Source organism: Arthrobacter koreensis (assembly GCF_009193255.1).
Classification (GTDB): domain Bacteria; phylum Actinomycetota; class Actinomycetes; order Actinomycetales; family Micrococcaceae; genus Arthrobacter_B; species Arthrobacter_B koreensis.
Window position 1 is genome coordinate 882,530 of the sequence record NZ_WACG01000001.1, and the last position, 26,499, is coordinate 909,028.

At 66.8% G+C, this 26,499-nt stretch carries 22 protein-coding genes; 8 read left to right on the top strand and 14 right to left on the bottom strand.

Annotation, left to right across the window (positions count from 1 at the left end; translation table 11 throughout):
- Positions 1–94 precede the first annotated feature (94 nt).
- The 9 genes from GD628_RS04165 to GD628_RS04205 all read right to left on the bottom strand — a co-directional run bounded on the left by GD628_RS04165 (position 95) and on the right by GD628_RS04205 (position 13,192).
- A complete protein-coding gene (locus GD628_RS04165; RefSeq protein WP_226802329.1) occupies positions 95–910 on the bottom strand; it encodes an SDR family oxidoreductase in 816 nt (271 codons plus the stop codon).
- Positions 907–4,383 (bottom strand): proline dehydrogenase family protein, encoded by a 3,477-nt coding sequence (locus tag GD628_RS04170; RefSeq protein WP_152273899.1) that lies wholly within the window; start codon positions 4,381–4,383, stop codon positions 907–909. Before GD628_RS04170 ends, GD628_RS04165 begins: the two co-directional genes overlap by 4 nt.
- A gap of 82 nt (positions 4,384–4,465) precedes the next feature.
- On the bottom strand, positions 4,466–4,969 hold the full coding sequence (locus tag GD628_RS04175) for a DUF805 domain-containing protein (protein ID WP_152273900.1): 504 nt from the start codon (positions 4,967–4,969) through the stop codon (positions 4,466–4,468).
- 283 nt (positions 4,970–5,252) lie between these two features.
- Positions 5,253–6,224 carry a YsnF/AvaK domain-containing protein gene (locus GD628_RS04180; RefSeq protein WP_152273901.1) on the bottom strand — a complete coding sequence of 324 codons (972 nt, stop codon included), beginning with the start codon at positions 6,222–6,224 and terminating at the stop codon, positions 5,253–5,255.
- Positions 6,225–6,548: 324 nt separating this feature from the next.
- Complete coding sequence (locus GD628_RS04185) at positions 6,549–8,237, bottom strand: long-chain-fatty-acid--CoA ligase (protein WP_152273902.1); 1,689 nt, start codon at positions 8,235–8,237, stop codon at positions 6,549–6,551.
- A 79-nt stretch (positions 8,238–8,316) separates the two neighbouring features.
- The gene (locus GD628_RS04190; RefSeq protein ID WP_152273903.1) at positions 8,317–9,273 is read right to left on the bottom strand and encodes an ATP-grasp domain-containing protein; all 957 of its coding nucleotides are present in this window, start codon (positions 9,271–9,273) and stop codon (positions 8,317–8,319) included.
- A gap of 37 nt (positions 9,274–9,310) precedes the next feature.
- Positions 9,311–10,885 (bottom strand): AbgT family transporter, encoded by a 1,575-nt coding sequence (locus GD628_RS04195; RefSeq protein ID WP_091601434.1) that lies wholly within the window; start codon positions 10,883–10,885, stop codon positions 9,311–9,313.
- An 85-nt stretch (positions 10,886–10,970) separates the two neighbouring features.
- Complete coding sequence (locus GD628_RS04200) at positions 10,971–12,296, bottom strand: M20 family metallopeptidase (RefSeq protein ID WP_152273904.1); 1,326 nt, start codon at positions 12,294–12,296, stop codon at positions 10,971–10,973.
- Positions 12,297–12,439: 143 nt separating this feature from the next.
- On the bottom strand, positions 12,440–13,192 hold the full coding sequence (locus GD628_RS04205) for an SDR family NAD(P)-dependent oxidoreductase (RefSeq protein WP_152273905.1): 753 nt from the start codon (positions 13,190–13,192) through the stop codon (positions 12,440–12,442).
- A gap of 120 nt (positions 13,193–13,312) precedes the next feature.
- On the opposite strand from GD628_RS04205, the gene GD628_RS04210 reads away from it, so the two are divergent.
- The 3 genes from GD628_RS04210 to GD628_RS04220 all read left to right on the top strand — a co-directional run bounded on the left by GD628_RS04210 (position 13,313) and on the right by GD628_RS04220 (position 16,211).
- Positions 13,313–13,990: a phosphoribosyltransferase gene (locus GD628_RS04210; protein WP_193313189.1), complete on the top strand. Its 678-nt coding sequence runs from the start codon at positions 13,313–13,315 to the stop codon at positions 13,988–13,990.
- A gap of 123 nt (positions 13,991–14,113) precedes the next feature.
- Positions 14,114–14,710, top strand: coding sequence for an HdeD family acid-resistance protein (locus tag GD628_RS04215; RefSeq protein WP_176697514.1), 597 nt, complete (start codon positions 14,114–14,116; stop codon positions 14,708–14,710).
- 214 nt (positions 14,711–14,924) lie between these two features.
- Positions 14,925–16,211, top strand: a complete 1,287-nt coding sequence (locus tag GD628_RS04220) for an ammonium transporter (RefSeq protein WP_152273907.1) — start codon at positions 14,925–14,927, stop codon at positions 16,209–16,211.
- 98 nt (positions 16,212–16,309) lie between these two features.
- Here GD628_RS04220 and GD628_RS04225 read toward each other — a convergent pair whose 3' ends face one another.
- Complete coding sequence (locus tag GD628_RS04225) at positions 16,310–18,094, bottom strand: thiamine pyrophosphate-requiring protein (protein WP_152273908.1); 1,785 nt, start codon at positions 18,092–18,094, stop codon at positions 16,310–16,312.
- Positions 18,095–18,306: 212 nt separating this feature from the next.
- On the opposite strand from GD628_RS04225, the gene GD628_RS04230 reads away from it, so the two are divergent.
- Entirely contained in the window at positions 18,307–19,764 is a 1,458-nt protein-coding gene (locus GD628_RS04230) for a benzaldehyde dehydrogenase (protein WP_152273909.1), read from the top strand.
- Positions 19,765–19,827: 63 nt separating this feature from the next.
- Here GD628_RS04230 and GD628_RS04235 read toward each other — a convergent pair whose 3' ends face one another.
- The 3 genes from GD628_RS04235 to GD628_RS04245 are packed head-to-tail and all read right to left on the bottom strand — an operon-like array spanning position 19,828 to position 21,604.
- Complete coding sequence (locus GD628_RS04235; protein ID WP_152273910.1) at positions 19,828–20,283, bottom strand: carboxymuconolactone decarboxylase family protein; 456 nt, start codon at positions 20,281–20,283, stop codon at positions 19,828–19,830.
- Positions 20,280–20,621, bottom strand: coding sequence for a GNAT family N-acetyltransferase (locus GD628_RS04240; RefSeq protein WP_338083407.1), 342 nt, complete (start codon positions 20,619–20,621; stop codon positions 20,280–20,282). Before GD628_RS04240 ends, GD628_RS04235 begins: the two co-directional genes overlap by 4 nt.
- Positions 20,618–21,604, bottom strand: a complete 987-nt coding sequence (locus GD628_RS04245; RefSeq protein WP_152273912.1) for a pirin family protein — start codon at positions 21,602–21,604, stop codon at positions 20,618–20,620. Before GD628_RS04245 ends, GD628_RS04240 begins: the two co-directional genes overlap by 4 nt.
- 204 nt (positions 21,605–21,808) lie before the next feature.
- Between GD628_RS04245 and GD628_RS04250 the strand changes: the two genes are divergently transcribed.
- From GD628_RS04250 to GD628_RS04265, 4 genes are all read left to right on the top strand, one after another.
- On the top strand, positions 21,809–22,345 hold the full coding sequence (locus GD628_RS04250) for a dihydrofolate reductase family protein (protein ID WP_091601415.1): 537 nt from the start codon (positions 21,809–21,811) through the stop codon (positions 22,343–22,345).
- Positions 22,346–22,484: 139 nt separating this feature from the next.
- Positions 22,485–23,303, top strand: coding sequence for an alpha/beta fold hydrolase (locus GD628_RS04255; protein WP_152273913.1), 819 nt, complete (start codon positions 22,485–22,487; stop codon positions 23,301–23,303).
- A complete protein-coding gene (locus GD628_RS04260) occupies positions 23,300–24,898 on the top strand; it encodes an ATP-binding protein (RefSeq protein ID WP_152273914.1) in 1,599 nt (532 codons plus the stop codon). The genes GD628_RS04255 and GD628_RS04260 overlap by 4 nt, the downstream gene beginning before the upstream one ends.
- A gap of 145 nt (positions 24,899–25,043) precedes the next feature.
- On the top strand, positions 25,044–25,517 hold the full coding sequence (locus GD628_RS04265) for a GtrA family protein (RefSeq protein WP_091601409.1): 474 nt from the start codon (positions 25,044–25,046) through the stop codon (positions 25,515–25,517).
- Positions 25,518–25,532: 15 nt separating this feature from the next.
- Here the strand turns inward: GD628_RS04265 and GD628_RS04270 are convergent, their stop codons facing one another.
- Positions 25,533–26,369 carry an SDR family oxidoreductase gene (locus GD628_RS04270; protein WP_152273915.1) on the bottom strand — a complete coding sequence of 279 codons (837 nt, stop codon included), beginning with the start codon at positions 26,367–26,369 and terminating at the stop codon, positions 25,533–25,535.
- Between the last annotated feature and the right edge of the window lie 130 nt (positions 26,370–26,499).

The following is a 26,499-nucleotide window of genomic DNA, read 5'->3' on the forward strand; positions in this document are numbered from 1 at the left end:
GCGCAGTTCGCTACTCGAAAATGAGCGTATCCATGTGCAGGACCCTAACAAGCGCAGAAGGTAATGGAAAGAGCGAATCCACGAACCGCGTGAATTACCGGAATCCGCCGTCACTGCTCAGCACCTGGCCCACCATCCACCGCCCTTCGTCGCTGACGAGCCACGCGATGAGCCGCGCCGGATCATCCGGTTCACCAAACCTGCCCGCAGGGAAATGTGCCAGCACATCAGCGAGGACCTCCGGCGGCCGGTCGGCCGTCTCCACCGTCAGGTATCCAGTGTTGACTGGCCCGGGGTTCACCGTGTTGAGGAGGATTCCCCGGCGCGCCAGGTCCGCCGCCACGGACGGAGTGATGCCGGCAAGGGCGGCCTTGGACGTCGCGTAGGCAATTTCCGAGTCCATGACCCCGCGGTTGATCTGCCCGGACGTCATCCAGATCACCCTGCCTCCGGGCCGGCCGTCATGCTGCGCCGCGAACTCGCGGGTGGCGAGCAGCGTGGAGCGGGTATTGACCTGCCAGTGGGCATCGAGCTTTTCCGGGGTCATCTCCGCCAGCGGGCCGTCCCCGCCGCTGCGCGCGTGGTTGCAGACCAGGATGTCCAGGTGGCCCAGTTCCGCGGCTGCCGCGCTGACCAGTTCCGAAGCGGCGTCAGGCTCGGCCAGGTTGATGCTCCGGTGCGCCAGGACTGCCTCCGGGGCGAGCTGCCCGCGCAGCCCCTCAGCCACGGCGTCGAGGGAGTCCCCGCCCCACGGCTGGTCCAGGTCATGCGGTTGGTAGTGGGCGGTGAAAAGGCTGGCTCCCATCCGGGCGAGCCGCGACGCCACGGCATAGCCAATGCCCTGGCGGCGGCTCACCCCGGTGACGACGGCGGTACGGCCCGCCAGTGGGAGCGGACTGTCCAGTTTCACGGCTTTCCGGGCTCGGTGTCGGCAATGGGGCTCGGGGTACCGAAGCGGTGGGCCGTAATACTGATCGCCTGTTCGTGCAGGAACGGCAGCAGTTCAACCCTTCCCGATTCGGTGACCGGCTGCGCATAAACCGCACAGTCCGGCCGCCCGCCAAGGGCCGCTGCCAATGCCCTGCGGTCTCCGCCCAGCAACCGGATCCGGGACGGAGGGGCGTCCGCTGTTCCCATCCGGGACAGCCATTCGGCGTCATTTTCAACCGCGACGGAACAGGAGAAAGCGGCCAGGACAGCGGTAATACCCGGAGCCAACGCATCCGGAACCGAGACCGTGACGTGGGATTCCGCCAGCAGTGCCGCCGAGAGGACGCGCAGCACGGACGCTTGCGGTTCGGATTCCGCGAGCCGGACGTGGACGGGAACCGGCAGGTAGCGGAAGAGGTTCCGTTCCGCACTGAGACCGGAGACGTCTCGGACCTGGCCGTATTCGGCCGCCCAGGCTGCGGCGTCGGACGCAGCTGCCCGGTGCAGGAAGGCGAGGTCCGAACTGGGAAGCACTGATGCGCCGCCGGCTTGGTCCAGCAGGGTGCGGACCTTGTCCCCCGGAGCCGCGTCTGCCGTGGAGGGCGCAGTGCTCCAGCTGCCCAGTCCCAGCAGGTAGTTGGGGCCGCCCGCCTTGGTTCCGGCCCCCACCGAGGACTTCTTCCATCCGCCGAAGGGCTGCCTGCGGACAATTGCGCCGGTGATTCCACGGTTGACGTAGAGGTTCCCCGCTTCAACCGCCCCCGTCCACCAGCGGATCTCTTCCGGGTCCAGCGAATGCAGTCCGGCGGTGAGGCCGTAGTCCACCTGGTTCTGCAGCCGGACTGCATCCTCAAGCGTGTCTGCCCGCATCACGCCCAGTACCGGGCCGAAGTACTCGGTGAGGTGGAACTCCGAGCCCGGCTGTACCCCGGCACGGATTCCCGGGGACCAAAGCCGTCCCTCGGCGTCGAGCTTTTGGGGCTGGAGCACCCAGGTCTCCCCAGCGCCCAGTTCGGTGAGTCCGCGCAGCAGTTTGCCGGCAGCAGGTTCAATGACGGGCCCCATTTGTGTCCGGGGGTCCTCCGGCTGCCCCACTACGAGGGACTGGACGGCGTCCAGCAGCTGGTGGTGGAAACGGCGGGACTCAGCCACGGAGCCCACCAGGATCACCAGTGAGGCTGCCGAACACTTCTGCCCGGCGTGCCCGAACGCTGACGCCGCCACGTCACGGGCGGCGAGGTCGAAGTCTGCGCTGGGGGTCACCACAATGGCGTTCTTGCCCGACGTTTCTGCCAGCAGCTCAAGGTCGGGGCGGAAGGAGCGGAACAGTTCAGCAGTTTCGTAGGCGCCGGTCAGGATGACCCGGTCCACTGCCGGATGGGAAATGAGTTCGCGGCCCAGCTCGGACTCGCCCAGCTGCACGAAGCGCAGGACGTCCCTGGGCACGCCGGCTTCCCACAGCGCTTCCGCCAGTACCGCCCCGCACCGTGCTGCCGGTCCTGCCGGCTTGAGGATCACGGATGAGCCTGCCGCCAAAGCCGCCAGCGTTGAACCGGCCGGGATTGCCACCGGGAAGTTCCACGGCGGCGTGACGAGCGTGAGGCGGGCTGGATGGAACCGCGCGCCGTCGACGGCGTCCAGTTCACGCGCCCGCTCGGCGTAGTAGCGGGCGAAGTCGATGGCCTCGGATACCTCGGGATCGCCCTGGTCCAAGGTCTTGCCCGCCTCGGCCGCCATGACTTCGAGCAGCTGGGCGCGCCGGGCTTCCAGGATGTCCCCGGCCCGGTGCAGGATCTCCGCGCGTCCGGTTCCGCCGAGGGCTGCCCAGTTCTCCTGGGCGGTCACCGCACCGTTCAGGAGTTCGTCGAGCTGCTCTTCGGTTACCACCCGCGATGCAGAGACGAGCTCACGCCCGAGGTCCGATCCGGGTACCCGGGACAGGACGTCCCGGCCCCAGCCGCGGTTGGCAGGCAGGGAAGGATCCGTGTCCGGGGTGTTCGCGAATTCGTCCGGCCCGGGCTCGGGTGCCCGGGTACGGTCCTGCTGGCGGCGGGGAGCCGGAACGCTGCTGTCCACCGCGGTCAGGGAGTCGAGGAAGCGCTGCTTCTCGCGCTCGAACAGTGTTTCTTCGTCCGCCAGGTCGAAGACGGCGGACATGTAGTTCTCACTGCTGGCGCCTTCCTCCAGCCGCCGCACCAGGTAGGCGATGGCGACGTCGAACTCCTGCGGGTGCACTACCGGGGTGTACAGCAGCAGTGAACCGACTTCCTTCCGGACCACCTCTGCCTGTGCGGCTGCCATTCCGAGCAGCATTTCGACGTCGATCCCGTCCCGGACTCCGCGGGCGCCGGCGAGCAGCCAGGCGTAGGCGATGTCAAAGAGGTTGTGGCCGGCGACGCCGATGCGGACGTTGCGGATTTGCTCCGGGTGCAGGGAGTAGTCCAGGACGCGCTTGTAGTTCGTGTCCGTTTCGAGCTTCGAACCCCAGGTGGCCAGGGGCCATCCGTGCAGGGATGCCTCCACCTGTTCCATGGGGAGGTTGGCCCCCTTGACCAGCCGGACCTTGACGGGGGCACCTCCGGCGGCGCAGCGGGCGGCGGCAAAGTCCTGGAGCTGCTGCATGGCTGCCAGCGCGTCCGGCAGGTAGGCCTGCAGGACCAGTCCGGCTTCGAGGTTGTGGAACTCCGGACGGGAGAGCAGTTCCATGAAGACCGCCATGGTCAGTTCAAGGTCCTTGTACTCCTCCATGTCCAGGTTTATGAACTTGGGGCGGGGAGATTCGGCGGCGAGCCGGTACAGCGGGGCGAGGGTTTCCGCCACATCGGCGACGGCTTCGTCAAAGGCCCACGGGGCGTGCGGCGCCACGGTGGAGGAGACTTTGATGCTGACGTAGTCCACGTCGCTGCGTTCCAGCAGCCTGCGGGTGCCTTCCAGCCGGCGTTCGGCTTCCCGGCGTCCCAGCACCGCTTCTCCGAGCAGGTTCATGTTCAGCCGCACGCCGTCACGGCGCAGCCGGACGATGGACTGGCCGAGGCGCTCCTCGGAAGCGTCGATGATCAGGTGGCCTACCATCCTGCGCAGTGCCCGGCGGGCTGCGGGCACCACTACGGAAGGAACAGCCGGCCCCAGCACTCCGCCGGTGCGTACGGCGGCTTTCAGGTACCAGGGCAGGAAGTCCGGAACCCGGGGGGCGAGCGTGGCGAGGTTGCGGGCAGCGACCTGCAGGTCTTCGGGGCGGATGACCCCGTCAACGAAGCCGACCGTGAAGCCGAGGCCGCCGGGGTCTTTGAGGATTCCGGCCAGCTGCGCGGCAGAGGCGTCCACTTCGAGAGTGGACGCCTCTGCGAGCCAGGTGCGGACCAGCTGGATCGTTTCCTCTGCGAGGTGGGCAGATTCGGGATCGGAGCTGTAGTGGGCATCATTGCCGGGGTGTGGCGATGTGGTGTGGGTCATCCTCCCAGTATTGGAGTCTTTCCTCCTGACGGGAAGGGGTTACCGGTTTCACCTGCGGTTATGTTCCTCCGCGCCGCACAGGTCAGGCCTGCGGGTACGCTCCGTACTGCGGGGCGCCGGCGTCGTAACGGGCACCTTCCGGCTTGCTCGGCATCAGGGCCAGCACCAGGAGGGCGAGTCCACCGAGGCCCGGAACCAGGGCCAGAAGGAACAGCCAGCCGGTGAAGCCGCCGTCGTGCAGGCGGCGCACGGTCAACGCGATGCCCGGCACCAGGGTGGCCAGGCCCCAGAGTCCGATCAGCGCGTAGGGGAATAGAAAGCTGGTGCCCTCCAGCTCTCCGGTCACCGTGTTCACGCTGCCAACAGCGGCAGTGATGGTCCAAATGCCCAGCACGGTGAGAACTACCGCGTTCACCAGCGTCCACCACCAGTACTCGCTGCGGCTCGCGCGGCCGGAAAACGTGGCGTACTTCTTGAAAAAGCGCTTGACGGCGTCGCCGATCCCGGCTCCGTAAAGCGGCTGGGACAGGTCCGTGGCGCCGGGCTGGCTCGGCGCGTACGGGTTGGATGCAGAGTGCTGTGACATGTTGGTGTTCCCCCTGTAGCTGATAAGTGAAGGCCGCTTAGTATTTGTGCGACCGAACGGATAATAGCCGACGAACGGGGCACCGTCGAGACAGTTTTCGCAGGTCAGAGCGGGCGTCAAGAACGCGCTGACCTAGAGGGATTCTGCAGCCGTGCCGACCCTTCCCGGTGCGGAGAGCTGCGTCCCGGAACCCGCAGTCATGGCAGGACCCCGCCGGCCCTGGCGGGCCGGCGGGGTCCTGCTTGATGAGCCGGTGGTTCCGGCCTCCGTCATCCGGGCGCGGTTAGCGTGAACTGCCCGAGCCGGAATCACCGTGGCCCGAATCGTGGCCGGAGCCGGAGGAATGGTGCCCGGTATGGCCTTCGGTGGACGCGGAGCGCCCGGAGGCGTCTTCCACCTCACTCTCGATCCGCTCCTTGCGGACTTCCTCGGACACGTTTTCCTGCCCCGTGACCGTTTCGGTGTCCAGCCGCACCCGCTCCACCGGTTCGGTGTGCTTGTGGACTACGGGCTCCTCGGCATGCAGCGTGACTTCGTATTCGTCTTCGCGCATCTCAGGGCCGCGCATCGCAGCTTCACGGTTGGCCTCCGTGATCGGCTCCCGCTCGATCACCACTTCCTCATGACTGACCGGCACCTGGGTGGTGACCGTCTCCGTCACGGTGTACTTACGCAGCCGGGCCCTGCCGGTTTCGCGGCGTTCGGTTCCAACCTCCAGCTGCTCTTCCGAACGGGTCATTGCCTCGTCGATTCCCGCACCGGAGGAGAATCCGGCGGTACCAGCACGCCCGGATTCTGAGCCGGCCCCTGCGCCGGAATCGTCAACCAGGCCGCTGCGCCCCCGGTCCGTGCCGGAAAGGGTCTCCGTGTCGGACTCGATGAGGGTGTCAGTGCCGGCACCCGCACTGCGCGTATCTGCGTCCGACGTTCCGTCGTCGTACGTGAAGCCGTAGTAGCGGTAGAGCGTTACTTCCTCCTCCGCACTAATGGAGCCGTCGCTGTCGATCTGCGGCGCGTTCTTCACCTCGTCCTTGGAGTAGGGCACAAGCACATCGACGCCTTCAACGCTGGCCTCGCTCAGCGGAACGAAGGTCTCGTTCGTTCCGAACAAGCCGGTGTTCACCGTGACCCAGGCCGGTTCGTTGGTTTGGTCATCGAGGTAGAACGTTCCCACTGACCCGATTTTGTCGCCGTTGGGACCAAGAACGTTCCCCGAAGCGGCCATGAGTCCTTCGACTTGCTCGTTGCTGATCATCGTTTTCTCCTTCGGCAGCGAATCTGCGCCGGGGTCCGGCACAGCGATCACGATTCACGAGCCGGGATCCTTCGGAGCAGCTTCCGCCCGCAGCTCCCCGAACACCGTGCCGGGCAGATACCCGCCCGCGCGGCTGTACCGTTTCACCGGCACCGGTTCCGGCTCCTCTGGCCATTCTTCGGCCGGGCCTGAATTGCCAAGCCTACTTATTATTCCACTGCCTGCATGCGAGCAGCGTCAAGAGAAAACCGGGCTCATCCGAAAAGCCCTGCCGAGGAGGAGCGGGAAGGCACCAGGCGGGCCTCCGGTGTGGGAAAGGGGAGGCTAGAGCGAATCCTGGAGGGACTCCCGGACCTGCTTGCGCAGGACCTTGCCCAGCATGGACTTGGGCAGTTCCTCGATCGCCACGATCCGGCGGGGAACCTTGTAGGGGGTGAGGCGTTCCCGGCAGAAGGCGCGCAGTGCCTGCTCATCCAGCTCGGTGTCCGGCTGCATCACGACGGCGGCAACCACCTGCTCTCCGCCGGTGCCGCGGGACAGGCCCACCACTGCTGCGTCTGCGACTGACTGGTTGCTGCGGAGCACTTCCTCCACCTCGGACGGGGAGACGTTAAAACCGCCCGTGATGATGAGTTCCTTGCGCCGGTCCACCACCTTCACGAACCCGTCCTCGTCCACCGTGACGATGTCCCCGGTGCGAAGCCAGCCGTCTTCCGTCAGGATCTCTGCGGTTTCCTCCGGGTTGTTCCAGTAACCGGAGAACACCTGCGGGCCGCTGATCAGCAGCTCGCCCGGCTCGCCCTGCGGAACATCACGGCCCAGGTCTTCGGGATCCGCAACCCGCATGAGGGTGCTGGGGAAAGGCACGCCGATGGTTCCGTTGCGGCGGGTCTCCGCGAACGGATTACCGAGGGCCACCGGCGAAGATTCGGTGAGTCCGTAGCCTTCCACCAGCAGGCCGCCGGAGACCTCTTCCCAGATTTCGACGGTCTTCGCGGACAATGTCATGGCACCGGAAATGGCGAAGCGGATGGTGGAGATGTCGATTCCGCGCTTTTTGGACTCGATTGCCACCTTCTCGTAGATCGGCGGCACGGCACAGAAGACGGTAGGCCTGGACTTCCTGGCAGCGTCCAGGACCAGGTCGACGTCGAATTTCGGGAAGAGCACCAGCCGTGAACCCGTGAGCATCGCGAACGTCAGGTAGAGGGTCAGGCCGAAAGCATGGAACATCGGCAGGACGCCGTAGATGACTTCCTCGCCCTCCTTGGCTCCGTGCATCCAGGCCTGTCCCTGCAGGGCGTTCGAGCGGAGGTTGTAATGCGTGAGCATGACACCCTTGGGGATTCCGGTGGTGCCGGAGGTGTACTGCAGCGCAGCGAGGTCCTGCACGGACGGCTTGGGGTGCTGCGGGTCGACCGGATCGTTGGCGAGCAGCTTTTCCCAGGGAATCGTGTTCTCGGTCTTGGTGGTCAGACCGGCAAGGGTTCGGCGGATCGACGGGATCGGCAGCCGAAGGCCAATCCGCTTCAGGCGCGGCATGGCCTTGGTGATGTCCACGGAAATGATGCTGGGTACCGCAAGGTCATCCGGGAAGTCCTGGACCTTCTCCACGGCCTTGTCCCACACGACGGCAACCTGCGCACCGTGGTTCTCGAACTGGTGGCGCAGTTCGCGCTCCGTGTAGAGCGGGTTGTGCCCCACGACGACGCCGCCGAGGCGCAGCACCGCGTAGAACGCGATGAGGTACTGCGGGCAGTTGGGCAGGATGATTGCCACCCGGTGGCCCTTCCGGACGCCCAGCCTGCGCAGCCCTTCAGCGGCGCGGTTGATCTGGTCGCCCAGCTGCGTATAGGTGGTCTCGGCACCGAAGAACTCCAGTGCCACCTTCGGCCCGAACCGCGCCACCGCGTCTTCCACCATGGAGGTGAGGGATTCGGTGGGCAGTTCGATTTCTGCCGGTACACCGGGCTGGTAGTGCTTTACCCACAGCGGTTCCTGGGCAGCGGTCATGGACGGAGCTCCTTAGGTTCGGTACTTTCGACTATATTCCAGTCACCGCATAGGTAGGGAAAGCACCGGGAACTCCGGACTATTCTGCCGCGAGCCCTCCCAGGTACCGCGCCAGCTGGCGCGGAGCGGACACCGGGGCCGCGGCGTCGACCACCGCGTTGTAGTTGGTGTTGGTGTTCACGTCATAGGTCAGAACCCGGCCGTCAGCCGCTTCGATGAATTCAATGCCGCAGACCTCCAGGTTCATCCGCCGGGCGAACTCCTCGTACCGGCTGATGATCGGGTGGTCGAATCCTTCCCGCAGGCTGAACAGCTGGGTATCCGGATCCGGCGCAATGGATGCTCCGGGCGGCATGATGGGCGTGCCGGTGGCCGGATCGATGGCGCAGGCGTCCGCGGGGCAGAGCTGGAAGCCCCCGCGGGCAGTGTCGGCGCGGATGGCGTAGACGAACTTCCCGCCGACGAGTTCCACCCGGCTGATGGACGGTTCAGCCGCCTGGATGAATTCCTGCACCAGGGTGATGCCGTCCTGCGGTTCCTCGAATTCGTCGGAGGCGACGTAGTCGGCAAGCTCTCCGTGCGATTCGAACTTGCGCACCCCCAGTCCCTTGCCGCCCTGGTTGTGCTTCAGGATGAACGGCACCGGGAATTCCTTGGCCGCGGCCAGGATCTGGTTCCGGCCAATCGCGGCCACGGTGCGGGGCGTCTCAATGCCTGCAGCGCGCAGCGCGGTGAGCTGGTCCACCTTGCTCATCTCAAGTTCCAGCACGCGGCGGCCGTTGACGGTGCGGCGGCCGTGCGCCTCCAGCCAGGCGAGGACTGCCCGGGCGTAGTCCTTGGAAAGACCGTGCCCGCGGGTGTGCGAGGAAGCGCTGATCCGGGACCAGAAGATGCCTTCCGGCGGCGCTGAATCCAGGTCCAGGACGCCGTCGGTCAGCAGCCATTCATGCACCTCAACACCCTCGGCCTCAAAGGCCTTGGCGAAGGGCGGGAACCACTCCGGATTCTCATGCAGGGCGTAAACGGGCAGTGCCATGGGGAGGCCTTTCACGAGCGTTGGACGGAATGGAAGCCTACTGGATGAAGATGCCGTTGCCCGGGCCGAGGGGCAGATCAAAGACATAAAAGACCGTCAGCACTGCCACCCAGGCCACCCAGAACACCACGGTGAACGGCAGCATCCGGGAGATGACCGTGCCCAGGCCGGCGGACGGCTCGTAGCGCCGCAGCATGGTCAGCAGGACGATCATGTAGGGGTTCAGCGGTGTCAGCACCTGGGTTGCGGAATCCCCCACCCGGAACGCGGCCTGCACGAAGGCGGGCTCATACCCCAGGAGCGCGAACATGGGCACAAAGACGGCGGCCATCAGGGTCCACATCGCCGAGCCGGAAATGATGAAGAGGTTCAGCAGCGAAGCGAGCACTATGAAGGCGAGGATGGCCGGGTAGCCGGTGAGCCCAATGGATTCCAGTCCGGAGGCTCCTGCAACGGCGATCCAGTTGCCGATCCCGGACCAGTTGAACAACGCAATGAACTGACCCAGCACAAATGCCAGGACCAGGAACCCGCTCATCTCCTTGATGGACTGGCCCATGACGCGTGGAATGTCCCGGGCGTGGGGCATGGTCCCGGTGATCCGGCCGTACACCAGGCCCGGAATCACGAACATGACAAAGACAATGAAGACGATTGAGGAGAGCAGCGGCGATGCCGGCAGGAATCCGCCGTCCTCATTCCTCCACGGCGAATTCGGTACCAGTGCCGCCGCGGCGATGATCCCCGCAACCACGATGCCGATTCCCAGGGACCAGCGCAGGCCGCGCCGTTCCAGCGCGGACAGGTTCGGGTCCAGGGCTTCCCCGCCCGCGGGAGCCCCGTCGTCGGGATCCTCCGTCTGGCTGCGCGGCACTGACTGCCTGACCAGCCGCGGCTCAAGGACCTTGTCGATCAGGAAGCCGGCGGCAAGGATCAGCACCGCTGAGGAGGCCACGTTGAAGAAGTAGTTGGAGACCGGATTGACCGGTGAACCGGGGTTGGGCAGCGAGCCGGTCACCGCCGTCGTAATCCCGGCGAACAGGGCGTCCAGGGAGGTGACGAGCATGGAAGTGGAGTAGCCCGCCCCGGCTGCCGCGAATCCGCCGAGCAGCCCGGCGACGGGGTGGCGTCCGGCCGCCTTGAACACCAGTGCGGCCAGCGGCGGGATCACCACAAACGCGGCGTCCGCCATGATGGACCCGGCAACGCCCACCAGCCCGACGGCGTAGGGCAGGGCCCAGCGCGGGGCGGCGCCGAAGGCGCGGCGGATCATGGCAGCCAGCAGCCCGGACTTTTCTGCCACGCCGACCGCCAGGAGAATCGGCAGCACGGTGGCCAGCGGCGGGAAACCGAGATAGTTCTCCCCCAGCGTGGTGGTCAGCCAGCTCATGCCTTCCGCGGTAAACAGTCCGCGGATGCGGGTGGCCTCGTCGCTGCCGGGAACCGTGACGCTGACGTTTCCCCACGCCATGGCCGTGGAGGCAACCGCAACGATGCCGAAGAGCAGCAGGAAGAGGATGAACGGGTCCGGCAGTTTGTTCCCGGCCCGTTCCACGGCGGCCAGCAGCCGGTCAGTTCGGGAGGAACGGGCTGCGGCGGGTGCTGTGGTCATGGAGCGTCCTTCGGAGAGTGCGGATCCTTAAGGCGGGGTTCCCCGTCCGGCGGGCACCGGCCCGGCGGGTATTTCCGTGGGGCGGTCAGTCGAAGTAGCCGGCGACGTCCACGGGACCGCCGGCGTCGGCGAATTCCTGGGCGGCGGCACGCTGCAGCTCCGGGTCCCAGAAGTAGTCCAGGGCTGTCAGCGCCAGGCCGGCGGCGCCGTCGGCTGCTCCCCGGGCAGCCTCGGGTGAGCCCGCAGCCGCCGCGAACTCGCGGGTGTGCAGGGCAACGTCCGGGGCGGATATGGCGATCAGCGGATGGATCCCGGGCACCCGGTAGCTCACATTTCCAAAGTCCGTCGATGCCGCCAGCGTCTCCGAAACCACTCCCGCGGGCAGCGGGTCGCGGGAGCGGCGGCGCTGGGCGGAGAGCCAGCGGCCGGTTAGCGCGCGGCTGGAACGCACGGGCAGCGACGGCGGCTCCGCGTCCCATTCAATCTCCACCCCGGTGCCGGTCATGAGCGCTGCCCCGCGGACAATGTCCTCGATACGGCCGCTGAGCTCCCGCAGGGTCTCGGGGTACTTGGACCGGGCGTAGAACTTCATTTCGGCGAATTCCGGAATGATGCTCGGCCGCTCGCCACCCTCGGTGATGATGGCGTGGATCCGGTCCGACGGCGGCATCTGCTGGCGCAGCAGGCCCACCCCCTGGTAGGCGAGGGTGGCGGCGTCGAGCGCGTTGCGGCCCATGAAGGGCTGGGCGGATGCATGGGCCGCAACTCCGGAGAACTTCACCGTGAGCACCCGCCGGCCCAGCCAGACCTGGTCAACGACGTCGGCCCCCAGCGGGTGGACCATCATCGCAGCATCCACGCCGTCCAGGGCACCGTGCTGGATCATCACTTCTTTGCCGGAATAGCCTTCCTCTGCCGGAGTTCCGAGGAAGACCACCGTTCCTGGAAACGCGTCCGGATCATCGCGGAGGGTCTCCGCCAGCGCCAGGAACGCGCCGGCTCCGGCGGCGGCAATGACGTTGTGGCCGCAGGCATGGCCGATCCCCGGAAGCGCATCGTACTCACCCATGACGGCAAGCACCGGGGATCCGGAGCCGGCCTGCGCCCGGACTGCGGTGTCCAGGCCGTGGACCCCCACTTCGGCGGCGATCCCGTGGCGTTCCAGCAAGTCCGCCACGCGGCGGGCGCTGCGGTGTTCCTGATAGGCCGTTTCCGGGTCCTGGTGCAGCTGGGCAGCCAGGTCCGCCAGCTCCGGGGCGAGCGCGTCCACCCGGGCCAGGACGGCGTCGGCGAGCGCTTCCGGAGCTCCGGCAAACGGAGAATCCTCGTGCCGGATGTGCCGGGCACGGACCTGCGTTTCCTTGTCCAGGTAGTCCAGGTAGTCGGTGCTTGGCTGCGTTGGATCACTCATGGGGGCCACCCTACGACTGATCCAGGGCTAATGCCTGCCGGACCCGTAATGCGGCGCATAGGGGGTTCCGGTGCCGCCGCAACCGGATTAGGATTCGGCCGGGCGCCCGGGTGGGGTGCCGGATCCTGTGCTCGAAAACCGGGTCAGCGCCCGCGGCCGCCTATCCGCGCCACCAGCCCCTGGGGCCCTCGGCTCCCCACCGCGGCAAGCACCTTGTACCGCTTCGACGGGATGGAGACTCCCTTGCCCGCGAAGGCATCGGCGAGGCCTTCGCGGACCACCCGGTCCGCGTCCAGCCACATCCACCGGGGATAGAGCGTCTTGTCCATCTGCATCCGCTGGTGGAACTCGGTGTGCACGAACCCCGGGCAGACTGCGGTCACGGAGATGCCGCGCCCGGCATAGTGCAGGTTGGCCCAGCGGCTGAAGTTGATGACCCAGGCTTTCGCCGCACTGTAGGTACCGCGGGGAATGAATCCGGCCACCGACGCGACGTTGATGATCCGTCCGCCGCCGCGCTCGAGCATCGAGTTGATCGCGGCGTGGCTCAGCAGCAGGGGTGCCTGGACCAGTACGGCCAGGTGGTCGAGCTCTATCTGGGCCGGGTTGGCGTGGAAGTCGTTCTTCAGGCCGTACCCGGCATTGTTGACGAGGACGGCGACGTCCGGCTGGCCCACCCGTGCGGCCACCTTCTCCACGCCCTCTTTCGTGGAAAGGTCCGCGGGCAGCACTGAAGCCTCAACCTGGTAGCGGGAGGAGAGCTCTTCGGCCTTGGCCCTGAGCCGTTCCTCGTCCCGGGCGGTCAGGACTACGTTGTAGCCACGCTCGGCCAGGGCACGGGCGAACTCTGCTCCCAGGCCTGCGGTGGCCCCTGTGATTACTGCCGTTTCAGTCATTGGGACAGCCTGCTACGCCTGCAGGGGGTTTGGCAACGCAGGCTTCGCGCGGCGCATTGCCTCCCGCGGCGGGACGCACCTACCGTGGGAGGACCAGGACCCGCTGATGCCGGGAGTGCCGTGGCCGTCCAAACCGCCCATCCGTTCCCCTATACCGACCGCGCCGACGCAGGCCGGGTCCTGGCAGGTGCGCTGGAGCGGTACCGGGGCGGCCCCGGAGTGCTGGTGCTGGGCCTCCCGCGCGGCGGGGTGCCGGTTGCAGCGGAGGTCGCCGGCGCCCTGGGAGCAAAGCTGGACGTGGTGGTGGTGCGCAAGATCGGCCATCCACGACAGCCGGAACTCGCTGCCGGGGCGGTGGCCGAGGCCGGGGGTGCCGCTGCCGAAACCTGGAATCTGCCCATCCTGAACGCATGGCTGGCCGCCGCCGGGCCGGGCGGCCAGGCTGGGCTGGATGCCGTCCTGGCCTCCGAGCGGGAGGAGCTGCAGCGCCGGGCCCGGAGGTTCCGGGGCGGGCGCGGTGTGCAGGAACTCCGGGGGCGGACGGTGATTGTGGTCGACGACGGAATTGCCACGGGTGCCACCATGCGCGCGGCCCTGGAAGCTGTCCGCAAACTCGATCCGGCGTGGCTGGTGGCGGCGGCTCCCATGTCCTGTGAGCGGACGGACGCGCTCACCGAGGCGGCGAACGACGTCGTCATTCCCTGGCCGGACAGCGGCCTGCCGGCGGTGGGTTCGGCTTACCTCCACTTCGGGCAGACCGGCGAGGACGAGGTGCGCTTCCTGCTGGGCCTCGCCTGACCTTCCCTGGTTTTCCCCTGCTCCCGGCGCCGGAACGGCTGCCCCATGCTGGTCTGGGAGGTAGGCCGGGAGGATAATTCGAAGGGCTTGGGGACACCATTTTCGAGAGCTCGGGAGGCTCCAATGTCCATGACCAGTGGTGCTTTCTACGGCTGGGGAGGGCTCGGCCTGGATACCAGCGAACTTTCGTCCCGGACTATCTCCGCGGTGCGGACAGGTTTCGGCGTTGTGGGGGCGGTGTCCCTGATCCTCGGCCTGCTGGTCCTCTTCTGGCCGCAGGCCACCCTCTCAGTGATCGCGTTCCTCTTCGGCCTGTACTTCCTCATCTCCGGTGCCCTGCGCGTGGTCAGCGGAATCGCCGCGCCCCTCACACCGGGACTGCGGGTGCTGAGCATCATTGTGGGGCTGCTGCTCTTCATCGTGGGCATCGTCGCTATCCGCAACCCGCTGTCCTCACTCGCCGTACTCGGCATGCTGGTAGGCATCGCCTGGATCATCGAAGGCATCATGGCGCTGGCGGAGACGGAATCGGGCGGTTCCCGCTGGTACGCGATTACCTTCGGCATCCTGAGCATCGTTGCCGGCGTCGTTGTCCTGTTCCTTCCGGTCGAGTCCCTGGCAGCGCTGGTGATCTTCGGCGGGATCTTCCTGGTGGTCCTGGGCGTGGTGCAGCTGGTCCGGGCCATCACCTTCGGACGCGGCGGGGTCCGCACCGCCTAACCCGCTCCGGCCTGCGCTTTTCAGGCAGCGCCCAGCGGCCTCCCAGCAGCTGTTAACACAGCGCTAACGTGCGTGCGCTGCCGCCTGAAACACTCCGGCTCCTACGCTAAGGACAGCGGTGCGGCCCCTGGCCGCACCACCAGTCTCGGCCTCCTTAACGTACAGATCCCGCACCGGCCCCACGGCCGGTACGCACCCGGATTGGAGCCGCTCCATGGACTCTGGAAATACCGCCTGGCTGCTCGCCAGCGCCGCACTGGTCTGCCTGATGATCCCCGGCATTGCGTTCTTCTACGGCGGCATGGTTGGGTCCCGCCGAATCCTCAACATGATGATGATGTGCTTCGGCAGCGCCAGCCTCGTTGCCGTGCTGTGGGTGCTGTTCGGCTACTCGGCAGCCTTCGGCAACTCGCTCACTCCCCTGGGTGTCCTCGGCAACCCGCTGGAGTTCTTCGGCCTGGAGAGCCTGCTCACCGAAGATCCGGCCGCGGCCCTGCCGGCTGCGCTTTTCGCGGCCTTCCAGCTGATGTTTGCCTGCGTCACCACGGCGCTGGTGGCCGGCGCGGCCGCGGGGCGGATGAAGTTCGGTGCCTGGATGGTCTTCGCGGGGCTGTGGGCCGCTCTGGTCTACTTCCCCGTGGCGCACTGGGTCTTTGCCTTCAGCAGTGAGGACGGCACCGTCACCGGCGGCTGGATCGCCAACAGCCTGGGCGCCATCGACTTTGCCGGCGGAACCGCGGTCCACATGAACGCCGGCGTCGCGGCCCTGGCGCTCGCCCTGGTCCTGGGCCGCAGCCGCGGCTGGCCGCACGTCATCACCCAGCCGCACAACCGGCCGCTGGTGATCCTCGGCGCGAGCCTGCTCTGGGTCGGATGGTACGGCTTCAACGCCGGGTCCGCGCTGAGCGCCGGCCATACTGCCGCCGTCGTTTTCCTGAATACCGCGGTTGCCGCAGCGGCGGGGCTGCTCGGCTGGGCGCTGATGGAACGGCTGCGGCTGGGACGCTCCTCGACCCTGGGGGCAGCCTCCGGGCTGATCTCCGGACTGGTAGCCATCACTCCGGCCTGCGGCGCGGTCAGCCCGCTGGGTGCCGTGGCCATCGGCGCGATCGCCGGGCTGGTCTGCTCCCTGGCGATCGAGCTGAAGTTCCGGCTCGGTTACGACGATTCGCTCGACGTCGTGGGCGTGCACCTCGTGGGCGGCGTGATCGGCACCCTGCTGATCGGGTTCTTCGCAACGGCTGCCGCGCCGAACGGCGTCAGCGGCGTGTTCTACGGCGGCGGCTGGTCCCTGCTGGGCATCCAGTCCGTGGCCACGATTGCCGTGCTGGTGTACTCCTTTGTGCTCACCTGGGCCATCGCGAAGGTCCTGGACCTGGTAATGGGCCTGCGGGTTCCGGAGGAGCACGAGGTCCGCGGCATCGACATGGCCGCGCACTCCGAATCCGCCTACCTGAACGAAGAGGAACCGGCCGAGCTCGGCGCTCCCGTGCGGCCCTGATCTCCTCTACTTCCCCTCCTCGCCCATCGAGATCACAGAAACTGCCCGTTAGAACGCTCTAACGGGCAGTTTCTGTGATCTCGTTTTAAAGGGGCGGGCTAGGTCGACGAGAGGCCTTCCTCCTGGCGCAGGTAGGTTTCTACCAGCTCACGGGCATGCGCAGTATCCGGCCCTTCCTTCTCCAGCGCATCCAGCATGTCCTGCCCCTTGGTGCGCCCTGCCGGGAACGGCGGCAGCAGCGGAATATCCGGATCGGAGAGCACTTCGATCAGCACCGGACGGTCGGCATCCAGGGCCGCGTCCCACGCCGCGCCGATCTGCGCGGGATCCTCCACCCGGATGCCCTGCAGTCCCAGCAGTTCGGCGTACGCCGCGTAGGAGAAGTCCGGCAGCGCCTGGCTCTGGTCAAACCGCGGGTCCCCTTCCATTTCCCGCTGTTCCCACGTCACTTCGGCCAGTTCCCGGTTGTTCAGCACCATCAGCACAAAGCGGGGATCGGCCCAGCGGGGCCAGAGCCTGCTGACGGTGATGAGCTCGGACAGCCCGGCCATCTGCATGGCTCCGTCACCGGACAGGGCGACCACCGGCCTGTCCGGGGCAGCCAGTTTTGCTGCCAGTCCGTAGGGAATGGAGCAGCCCATGCTCGCCAGCGTGCTGGACAGATGCGCGGGGACGCCGGCGGGCAGGCGCAGCTGCCGCGCGTACCAGTACACGCTGCTTCCGACGTCGACCGCCACCTGCGCGTTCTCCGGCAGCCGGCTGCCCAGCTCCCGCACCGCCAGTTCCGGGTTCACCGGATTCGCCGGGGTCGCTGCACGTTCGGCGGCCAGCTGATTCCAGTCCTGCACTGCTGTCTCCACGGAGCTGCGCCAACCGCTGCGCTCGCTGACCAGTGGAAGCAGCCCCTCCAAGGCGGCTGCGGCGTCGCCGGTCACTGCCACCTCTACCGGGTACCGGTTGCCGATTGCGGCGGCATCGACGTCGATCTGCACCGCCCGCGCTGCGCCGGGCGGCGGATAGAACTCGGTCCACGGATCGTTGGAGCCGATGATGACCAGGGTGTCGCACCGTCCCAGCACATATCCGCTGGCGCTGGTGCCCAGATGTCCCATCACTCCGGCAGCCAGCGGATGGGATTCATCCACGTACGGTTTGCCCATCAGTGAGGTCGTGATTCCGGCACCGGTCTTTTCAGCCAGCGCCCGCACCTGCGGCCAGGCTCCGCGGGCACCTTGCCCGACGAGAAAGGCAACCCGCTCGCCGTCGTTGATGACCGCCGCGGCTGCCTCCAGGTCTGCGTCCGCCGGCACCAGGTTCGGCGGGCTCCATACCGGCGCACTGGTCACGATTCCGTGTTCCTGTTCCAGTTCCGGGGCGGGCGCCTGCTGAACGTCGTGCGGAATGATGACGACGGCGGGAGCCCGGTCCGCGAGCGCGGCCTTGAACGCGCGGTCAAGTACCAGCGGAAGCTGTTCGGGGCTGTTGACCTGCTGGCGGAAGGACGACGCGACATCGCGGGTGAGGTTAAGCAGGTCGATTTCCTGCATGTAGGCCGAGCCCAGGACGCTGCGGGACTGCTGCCCGATGATTGCTACCACGGGCACGCTGTCCATTTTGGCGTCATACAGGCCGTTGAGCAGGTGGACGGCCCCGGGGCCCTGGGTGGAAAGCACCACCCCTGGCCGGCCGGTGTACTTTGCGTGCCCCACCGCCATGAACGCTGCGTTTTCCTCATGCCGGGCCTGCACGAACTCCGGGGATCCGGAGCGCCGCAGGGCACCGAGCACGGTGTTGATCCCGTCCCCGCTGTAGCCAAAGATCCGGTCGACGCCCCAGGCCTGCAGCCTTTCGACGATCACATCTGCAACGAGCCGTTCTGCCATGGAAACCTCCATTAGTCAGCATGCTTACGGGTTCGCCTGCCACTATTCCACGGCACGCACATGCGGGCCAAGCAGTGCGGTGCCGGGGCGGGCCGCAGTCCGGCCGCACAATTAGCGTCATGTGACGTGACGGACATCACTTCTGGCGTACCCTAGGGGCCACCCGCAACACGTTCCCCGGCATCTGGCCATATCCATGACAAGGAGCAGCAATGTCCCTCCTCACTACCTCCGACTGGCACGGCAAAATCCACACCGATTCCTGGACCACGGGCTCCGGCGGCACCATGGATGTGCTCGAACCCGCCACCGGCTCGGTCCTTGGCTCCGTAGGGCAGGCGAACCGTGAAGACGTCCTTGCCGCCGCCGCCAGGGCCGCGGCCGCCCAGCAGGAATGGTCACGGACCAAACCGGAAGTCCGGGCCGCCGTGCTGCGCCGGGCCGGTCAGTTCTTCGAAGACCATGCGCAGGAGATCCAGGGGTGGATCATGCGTGAAACCGGTGGGATCGACGCCAAGGCCGGGCTTGAAACGCACGTAGCGGCCAATGAGTGCTTCGATGCCGCAGCGCTGCCGGCCCATCCCGCAGGAGACGTGCTTACCAGCAATGAGGACCGCTGGTCCTTCGCCCGGCGGCGGCCAGCCGGCGTCGTTTCGGTCATCTCCCCGTTCAACTTTCCGCTGATCCTTTCCATCCGCTCCGTAGCCCCGGCCCTGGCACTTGGCAACGCCGTCCTGCTCAAGCCGGACCCCCGCACTACCGTCTCCGGCGGCGTCGTCATCATGCGGGTCTTCGAGGAAGCCGGGCTGCCCGCCGGCCTCCTGCAGCTGCTGCCGGGCGGCGCGGACGTGGGCCAGGCACTGGTGGAAGCACCGGAAGTACGCGTGATTTCCTTCACCGGCTCGACGACGGCAGGCCGGAAGGTGGGTGAGGCGGCGGGCCGCCTGCTCAAGCGTGCCCACCTGGAGCTCGGCGGCAACAACGCCCTCATCGTGCTTCCGGGTGCGGACCTTGACCTCGCCGCGTCGGCGGGCGCGTTTGGCTCCTTCCTGCACCAGGGGCAAATCTGCATGACTACCGGCCGGCATCTGGTCCACGAATCACTGGTGGAGGAGTACACGGCACGCCTGGCGGACAAGGCGAAGAACCTGCCGGTTGGCGACCCTGCAAGCGGGCAGGTGGCGCTGGGCCCGATCATCGACGAGCGGCAGCGGGACAACATTGACCGGCTGGTGCGCGACGCGAAGGACTCCGGCGCGCAGATTGCGGCCGGCGGCACCTACGAGGGGCTGTTCTACTCCCCCACCGTGCTGACCGGGTTGACGCCGGACAACCCCGCCTGGACGCAGGAGATCTTCGGGCCGGTAGCCCCCATCCTTGCCTTCTCCTCGATAGAGGAAGCGATCGAACTGACCAACGCCTCGGAGTACGCGCTGTCCGTGGGAATCCTGGGCGACGTTGGGCTGGCCATGGAGGTTGCCGACCGCGTGGTTTCGGGCAAGGTGCACATTAACGAACAGACGGTGTCCGATGAGGCGAATTCCCCCTTCGGAGGAATGGGCGCCTCCGGGACCGGTTCACGGTTCGGCGGCGCGGCCGCCAACATCGACGCGTTTACCGAAATCCAGTGGCTGACCATGCGGCCGGAAATTGCTCCCTATCCGTTCTAGGAATGGTGGAAAGCCCGGGGCCGCGGCAGGTCGTCCTGCCGCGGCCCCGGGCGTCCAAGCGCCCTAGCGCTTCCGGACCGGATGGCCGCTGACGATGGATACCCGGTTGAAGGCGTTGATCGCAATGGCAGCCCAGCTGAGCACCGAGAACTGCTCCGGGCTGAGCTGGGCCCGGTACTTGGCGTAAATGCCCTCCCGGTCCTCGCCGCCGGGCAGCTGCGTCACGGCTTCGGCGAGCCCCAGGGCTGCCCGTTCGGTCTCATCGAACAGGGCGGTATCCCGCCATGCGGGCAGGACAGCGAGCCGCTGCTCGCTCTCTCCGGCTTCGAGTGACTGGCGGGTATGCAGATCCAGGCAGAAGGCGCAGCCGTTGAGCTGGGAAACGCGCACGTTCACCAGTTCCATGACAATGCGTCCCAGTCCGGCTTCTTCGGCGGCACTCCGGATGGACGCTGCGGTAGCCGCCATCGCCTGGTAGACCGGACGGTGCTGCTTGTCGATAAAGACCTTCTCACTCAACGTGCTGACTCCTCGTTCCTGTTTTCGGTGGTCTTGGGCCAGTCGACGAATCCGTTGTATTCAGGATGCTTCGTGAGCCAGCGGGCAATGAAGGGGCAGTACGGGACCAGCCGGAGTCCGGCGTCGCGCACGTCTTCGACAGCGAAACGCGCCAGCTGGGAGGCCACGCCCTGGCCCGCATAGGCATCGGAAACTTCGGTGTGCGTGAACGCCCTGCTTCCCGGACGGTCGCGGTAGGCGGCGAACCCGGCAACCGTGCCATCGGCGTCGTCAATCGCTTCGTAGCGCTGCTTTGCGGAGTTGTGCTGGATCTTCATTTCGGTCGCCTTTCTTGTCAGCGGCGCGGGCGCAGCCGGGCGTTGGGCAGGACAGGTGCGGGCAGCGGCGGCAGCGGATCATCCGGAACAGCGCTGAACCGGCTGGCCGCGTCTGCTCCTGGATGGGTTTCGGCACCGAGATGCTGCTGCCAGTCACGGCGGTACTGGACAATCTCCTCGTGGCTGCGGCCAATGAAGTTCCACCACATGACAATAGTTTCGCCCGGCGGCTCGCCACCAAGCAGCACTGCGCGGACGGACGAATCCGCCGGCGCAGCGATCCGCAGGCCGGCGCTCCCGGGCGGCACGTAGGCGAGTTCCCCGGGCGCGACGGCGGCACCCTGGAAGAGCAGGTTGCCGGTGTCCGCGAGCAGCCCGTACTCAAACCGGGGATCGGCGTCGAGATCCAGGACGGTACCCGGCTCCAGGAGGATCTCCGCGCCGACGATCGGCGAATGGGTGCGGACCGGGGAGGACGATCCCGCGAGTTCGCCCAGGAATGCCCGGGCCTCCCACCCGGGCCCGGCGACGGGTTCGGGGGCATAGTGCTCAAAGCGCGGATCGATGTGCCGGGACGCCTCCGGAAGCGCCAGCCAGAGCTGGACGCCGTGCAGGGTGCTGGTCTGCGGCGTGGAGACCTCGGAGTGGGCGATGCCCCGGCCGGCGGTCATCAGATTGAGCTCGCCGGGACGGACCATGGCGTGGGCGCCGGTGCTGTCACGGTGTTCGATTTCGCCGGTAAAGAGCCAGCTCACGGTCTGCAGCCCGGTATGCGGGTGGGGCGGCACCACCATTCCGCCGGTGCGGGCGACGGCGTCGGGCCCGTAATGGTCCACGAAGCACCAGGCGCCAATGAGGCTGCGGCTGCGCTGGGGCAGCGTGCGGCGGACCGGCATTGCCCGGGGCCCGCCGAGCGGCACATCCCTGGGTGTATGGATTTCGACGGCGGCAGCGGGGGCACTGGCGCATTCGACTTCCACCGGGGCAGTCTCGATGTTGCTCATGCCTCTCCTTATCCACTTCGCAGAACGGCTGTTCCCGCCATACTACATGCATATGCATCTAATTGCCCGGTTCAGCCCCCTTCCCTCCATCGAGATGGCAGAAACTGCTCGTATGGGGCTCCATATGAGCAGTTTCTGCCATCTCGATGGAGGGGACGGCGCAGGCCCTAACCTTCGGGTAACCCCGACCGCTAGGCTCAGGTCATGCCAAAAGTCATCTATTACGTCGCTTCGTCACTGGATGGCTTCATCGCCACCGAAGGCAACAGCCTTGACTGGCTGCTGGATTTTGGCTTCGCCGCTTTCCAGGACCACTACGAGCAGTTCATCTCGGGCGTGGGCGCCCTCATCATGGGTTCGCAGACCTACGAATGGATCCGCCGCGAACAGCCGGACACCTGGGATTACGGCGAACTGCCCTGCCTGGTGCTGACCCGCCGTGATCTGCAGGCCCCGCCCGGCACGGGAGTCAGGTTCGCAGCGGGGGATCCCGGCCAGATACTGGAACAGGCCCGCGCCCTGGCCGGGGACAGGAACGTCTGGGTGGTGGGCGGCGGAGACGTGGCCGCACAGTTCGCGGACGCCGGGCTGCTCGACGAACTCTGGGTCACCTACATGCCCGTCGCCCTGGGCTCGGGACGGCGGCTGCTTCCGGTCACGGCACCGACCGGCCGGATGCACCTGATCGGCACCACGTCCTTCAACGGCGGGGCCGCGGAACTGCGCTTCGCCCGCGAGTGACCCTCCGGCCTGGGCCAGAGCGCCCGGGATGGGGAAACACCTGTCATGAAAACGGGATTCACCGCGCGGGGCGGCGAGGGCGGTAAAGTTCACTCCAGCACCACCACCCCCACGCCCCACGACCAAAGGCCGCCGTCCCATGACGACTGACGTTTCCGCCCGCAACAATGTCCAGATTCTGGGCAACAGCGCCGGCCCTGTGGTCATGTTTGGGCACGGATTCGGGTGCGACCAGGGGATGTGGCGCCGGGTGCTTCCCTATTTCACGGAGAACTACCGCGTGGTGGTCTTCGACCACGTGGGAGCGGGCGCATCAGACAAGGACGCCTATTCCACTTCCAAGTACGGCTCCCTCGACGGGTACGTGGATGACGTGCTGGAGATCTGTTCGGCACTCGACCTCCGCGACGTGACCTTCGTTGGGCACAGCGTCAGCGCCATGATGGGCGTCGAAGCCGTGGCGCAGGCACCGGAGAGGTTCGCGAACCTGGTTCTCCTGGCCTCCTCCCCCAGCTACATGGACCGCCCGGAAGATGGTTACACCGGAGGCTTCACCAGCCAGGACATTGATGAGCTGCTGGACTCACTGGACGCCAACTACCTTGTGTGGGCAGCCGCCATGGCACCCATGATCATGGGAAACCCGGAGAGCCCCGAGCTCCATAACGAGCTCGAAGGAAGCTTCTGCCGTCTGGACCCCGCGGTTGCGCGGGGCTTCGCCGACGTTTCTTTCCGGTCCGATGTACGCGGACGCCTCAAGGACGTCTCCGTACCTACGCTGGTCCTGCAGTGCTCCGACGACTTGCTGGCACCCGTACACATCGGCGCCTATACCCGCGACAAGCTGCCCAATGCCACCCTGGTGCAGCTTCGGGCCACGGGACACCTGCCGCATGTCAGCGCGCCCGCAGAAACGGCCGAAGCCATCCTCGCCTACCTTTCGCGGGACCAGTCGTGAGCGACACGGCCGCCGGAAGCGGGTTGACCCCGTCCGGCGCCGCACTGGACTATGAGGAGCTCTTCCACACTTCTCCTTCGGGCTACCTGGTCACGCTGGAGGACGGAAGCATCGCGGAAGCGAACGCCACGTTCGCGAACTGGATCGGCTGCCCCCGGGAAGACCTGATCGGTACCAGCCTGCTGTCCCTGCTGCCCGTCGGTGACCGGATCGTGTACTCCACGCATGCCCTGCCGCAGCTCGGCGTCGGCCGGTCCTTCGCTGAACTGGCGGTAGATTTCCTCAGCGCGGACGGCACACGGCTGCCCGCCCTGATCTCCGCCAACCGGCAGCCCGCTGAGGGATCCCGGCCCGCCATGGACCGTATCGTGGTCTTCAACGCCCATGAGCGCCGCCTCTACGAGCGAGAGCTGGTGACCGCCCTGCGCGCGGCCGAGCAGGCCGAAGTCGCACGGGCCAGCGCCGAAGCAGTGGTGCTGGAAAAGCAGCGGGCGCTGCAGGAGAAGGACCGTATCCTGCAGGAGAGCCTCGCAGAAAGCCGCCGCAAGGAATCGCTCCTCCAGACCGTGCTGAACACGGTGGAAGTGGGGGTTTCGGTGGTGGACGAGGCGGGGAACGCGATCCTCACCAACTCACGCCAGCGCTTCATCAACCGCCGGGCCCTTCCGCCGGGTGCCGTGGAAGCTGACGAATGCGACCTGCTGATCTACGGGCCGGACCGGACGACGCCGCTGCCTCCGGAAATGCGGCCGGTGCGCCGCACCGTCCTGGGCCAGTCCTTCTCGGACCAGCTGGTGTGGTTCGGCTGCGGCGATGCGCAGCGGGCGTTCTCCGTGACCGCGCGGTCCGTTCAGCGGCAGGGCGACTTCCAGGGATCCGTCCTGGCGTTCAGCGACGTGACGGGACTCGTGAACGCGGTGGCGGCCAAGGAAGACTTCGTGGCCAACGTGTCCCACGAGCTCCGGACCCCGCTGACCTCGATCATGGGGTACCTCGACCTGGCCCTTGAGGACGAGGACCAGATTCCCGCGTACGTCGCGGCGTCGCTGCGAGTTGCGCTGCGCAATTCCGAGAAGCTGCTGGAACTGGTCTCCGACCTGCTCTCCGCTGCCGCGGGGCCGAGCAGCATTGAACGGGTGCCTGCGGATCTGTCCGAACTGCTCAACAGCGCCCTGACCTCTGCCGCCCCCAGGGCGGAGATCAACAAGGTCCAGCTCGTCCCCGACTTCCCGGCTGAGCTCCCCGTCTTCCTGGATCCGCAGCGGATCAGCCAGGTCATCGACAACCTGCTGTCGAACGCGGTCAAGTACTCCCCCGACGGCGGCAAGGTCACCGTGCGCGCCTGGAGCACCCCGGAGACCCTGACTTTCGAGATCTCCGACACGGGCATTGGCATGACACAGGCCGAGCAGGCCGAGGTGTTCACTAAGTTCTTCCGCTCCGGGACCAGCCGGAAGGCCGCCATTCCCGGTGTGGGACTGGGCTTGGTGATCAGCAAGAACATCGTCGAAGCCCATGGCGGAACCATTACCCTGCAGAGCGAGGCCGGGGAAGGTACCGTCTTCACGGTCCGACTGCCCATGCAGGGCCAGTAACGCAGGGGCGCGGCGATTTTGTCCGGCTTTGGTGCATGTGAAAACATCGAGGCGGAGCCCTGTTCCGCGGTTCTTTGGCCTGCGGCCGGGCTGCAGGACAATACGCCTCGGCCCGTTCTGGACCGGAAGAAGAACTGGTAGCAGCATGGACGGCATTTCGACGACGCGGAGGGTGCTCCGGCGACTTGGCTCCTTCTCCTTCGTGGGCACCGTCGCGTTCCTGGTCGACATCGGCCTGTTCAACCTGCTCGTCGCCACCGTCCTTGATGACAATCCCATTTCGGCGAAAATTGTTTCCGTCATCGTTGCGACCACCATCTCCTGGCTGGGCAGCCGATACCTGACCTTCCGGCGTACCCGCGGACGCAGTGTGCGGGCGGAGACTATCCTGTTCGCCCTGACAAACCTGGTGGGGCTGGGCATCGCCACGGGATGCCTGTTTGTCTCCCATTACCTCCTTGGTTTCACGAGCCAGTTCGCGGACAACGTTTCCGGCAATATCATCGGCGTGCTGCTGGGCAACGTCTTCCGCTACTTCGCCTACCGGTACGTCGTCTTCACTGAGCCCAAGGGCAACACCGGCAGCCCGGAGCGTGCAGACACCGAGCTGTCCCGCTAATCCGCATTGCAGGACTTACATGATCGGCGGTTCCGGTGGTGCCGGCGGCTGGCCGGGAATGGATCCGCCCGCCGGTGACGACGGCGCCTGTCCGGGCTCCGAGCTCAGCTCCGCCACCTCGTAACGTGCCAGCCCGGCAGTCTCTCCGCCGTCGGCGACGAATTCGGCACCCGTGGAGAAGCTCGATTCGTCGCTGGCGAGGAACAGCACCAGGTTGGCGATCTCTTCCGGCTCGCCCATGCGGTGCAGCGCCACATGTTCCTGGCCTCCTTCCAGTCCGTCCGTCATCGGCGTCCGCACCGCACCGGGGTGCACCGAGTTGACCCGGATTCCGTACGGGCCAAGGTCTATCGCAACAGATTTGGTCAGGCCCCGGACTCCGTATTTCGCAGCCGTGTATCCCGGCAGGTCCTTGTAGCCCTGCAGTCCGGCAGTGGAGGACAGGTTGATGATGGAGGCGCCAGCGGAGCGCTTCATGGTTTCAACCACTGCCTTGATGCCCAGGAAAACCCCGGTGAGGTTGATGCCGATGATGGAGTTCCACTGCTCCAGCGTGTAATCCTCGATGCTGCCGAAGTTCGCAATGCCGGCGTTGTTGACGAGTACGTCCACGCCGCCAAACCGGCCTTCGGCCTCCCGAACGGCGCCGGCCCATCCCTCGAGGCTGGTGACATCCAGGTGCACGAAGGCCGCAACTGAGCCCAGCGAATCCGCCAGGGCCTGCCCCTCGGCGTCGAGCACGTCCCCGATGACTACCTGTGCGCCCTCGTCGGCGAGCCGCCGCGCAACAGCCGCCCCGATTCCCCGTGCACCTCCGCTGATTAGAACCGTCTTGCCGCTGACCCGTCCCATGGAACCTCCTCGTCATCCGGCCGCAGGGGCGTCGGTACCCCTGGAAGCACCCGTAGGGCACATCCAACTACCCGGGACCCGGGAAGTCACGGATTTAACGGAAGGAATCACTCCCGCAGGACCGCTGACG

What these genes read in the sequence shown, in the direction of transcription:
- GD628_RS04215 (WP_176697514.1), top strand. Translation starts at nt 14,114, where the DNA reads ATGTCCATGACCAGTGGTGCTTTCTACGGCTGGGGAGGGCTCGGCCTG.
- GD628_RS04205 (WP_152273905.1), bottom strand. Translation starts at nt 13,192, where the DNA reads ATGACTGAAACGGCAGTAATCACAGGGGCCACCGCAGGCCTGGGAGCA.
- GD628_RS04255 (WP_152273913.1), top strand. Translation starts at nt 22,485, where the DNA reads ATGACGACTGACGTTTCCGCCCGCAACAATGTCCAGATTCTGGGCAAC.
- GD628_RS04175 (WP_152273900.1), bottom strand. Translation starts at nt 4,969, where the DNA reads ATGTCACAGCACTCTGCATCCAACCCGTACGCGCCGAGCCAGCCCGGC.
- GD628_RS04270 (WP_152273915.1), bottom strand. Translation starts at nt 26,369, where the DNA reads ATGGGACGGGTCAGCGGCAAGACGGTTCTAATCAGCGGAGGTGCACGG.
- GD628_RS04265 (WP_091601409.1), top strand. Translation starts at nt 25,044, where the DNA reads ATGGACGGCATTTCGACGACGCGGAGGGTGCTCCGGCGACTTGGCTCC.
- GD628_RS04230 (WP_152273909.1), top strand. Translation starts at nt 18,307, where the DNA reads ATGTCCCTCCTCACTACCTCCGACTGGCACGGCAAAATCCACACCGAT.
- GD628_RS04245 (WP_152273912.1), bottom strand. Translation starts at nt 21,604, where the DNA reads ATGAGCAACATCGAGACTGCCCCGGTGGAAGTCGAATGCGCCAGTGCC.
- GD628_RS04185 (WP_152273902.1), bottom strand. Translation starts at nt 8,237, where the DNA reads ATGACCGCTGCCCAGGAACCGCTGTGGGTAAAGCACTACCAGCCCGGT.
- GD628_RS04220 (WP_152273907.1), top strand. Translation starts at nt 14,925, where the DNA reads ATGGACTCTGGAAATACCGCCTGGCTGCTCGCCAGCGCCGCACTGGTC.
- GD628_RS04180 (WP_152273901.1), bottom strand. Translation starts at nt 6,224, where the DNA reads ATGATCAGCAACGAGCAAGTCGAAGGACTCATGGCCGCTTCGGGGAAC.
- GD628_RS04200 (WP_152273904.1), bottom strand. Translation starts at nt 12,296, where the DNA reads ATGAGTGATCCAACGCAGCCAAGCACCGACTACCTGGACTACCTGGAC.
- GD628_RS04190 (WP_152273903.1), bottom strand. Translation starts at nt 9,273, where the DNA reads ATGGCACTGCCCGTTTACGCCCTGCATGAGAATCCGGAGTGGTTCCCG.
- GD628_RS04170 (WP_152273899.1), bottom strand. Translation starts at nt 4,383, where the DNA reads ATGACCCACACCACATCGCCACACCCCGGCAATGATGCCCACTACAGC.
- GD628_RS04225 (WP_152273908.1), bottom strand. Translation starts at nt 18,094, where the DNA reads ATGGCAGAACGGCTCGTTGCAGATGTGATCGTCGAAAGGCTGCAGGCC.
- GD628_RS04195 (WP_091601434.1), bottom strand. Translation starts at nt 10,885, where the DNA reads ATGACCACAGCACCCGCCGCAGCCCGTTCCTCCCGAACTGACCGGCTG.
- GD628_RS04250 (WP_091601415.1), top strand. Translation starts at nt 21,809, where the DNA reads ATGCCAAAAGTCATCTATTACGTCGCTTCGTCACTGGATGGCTTCATC.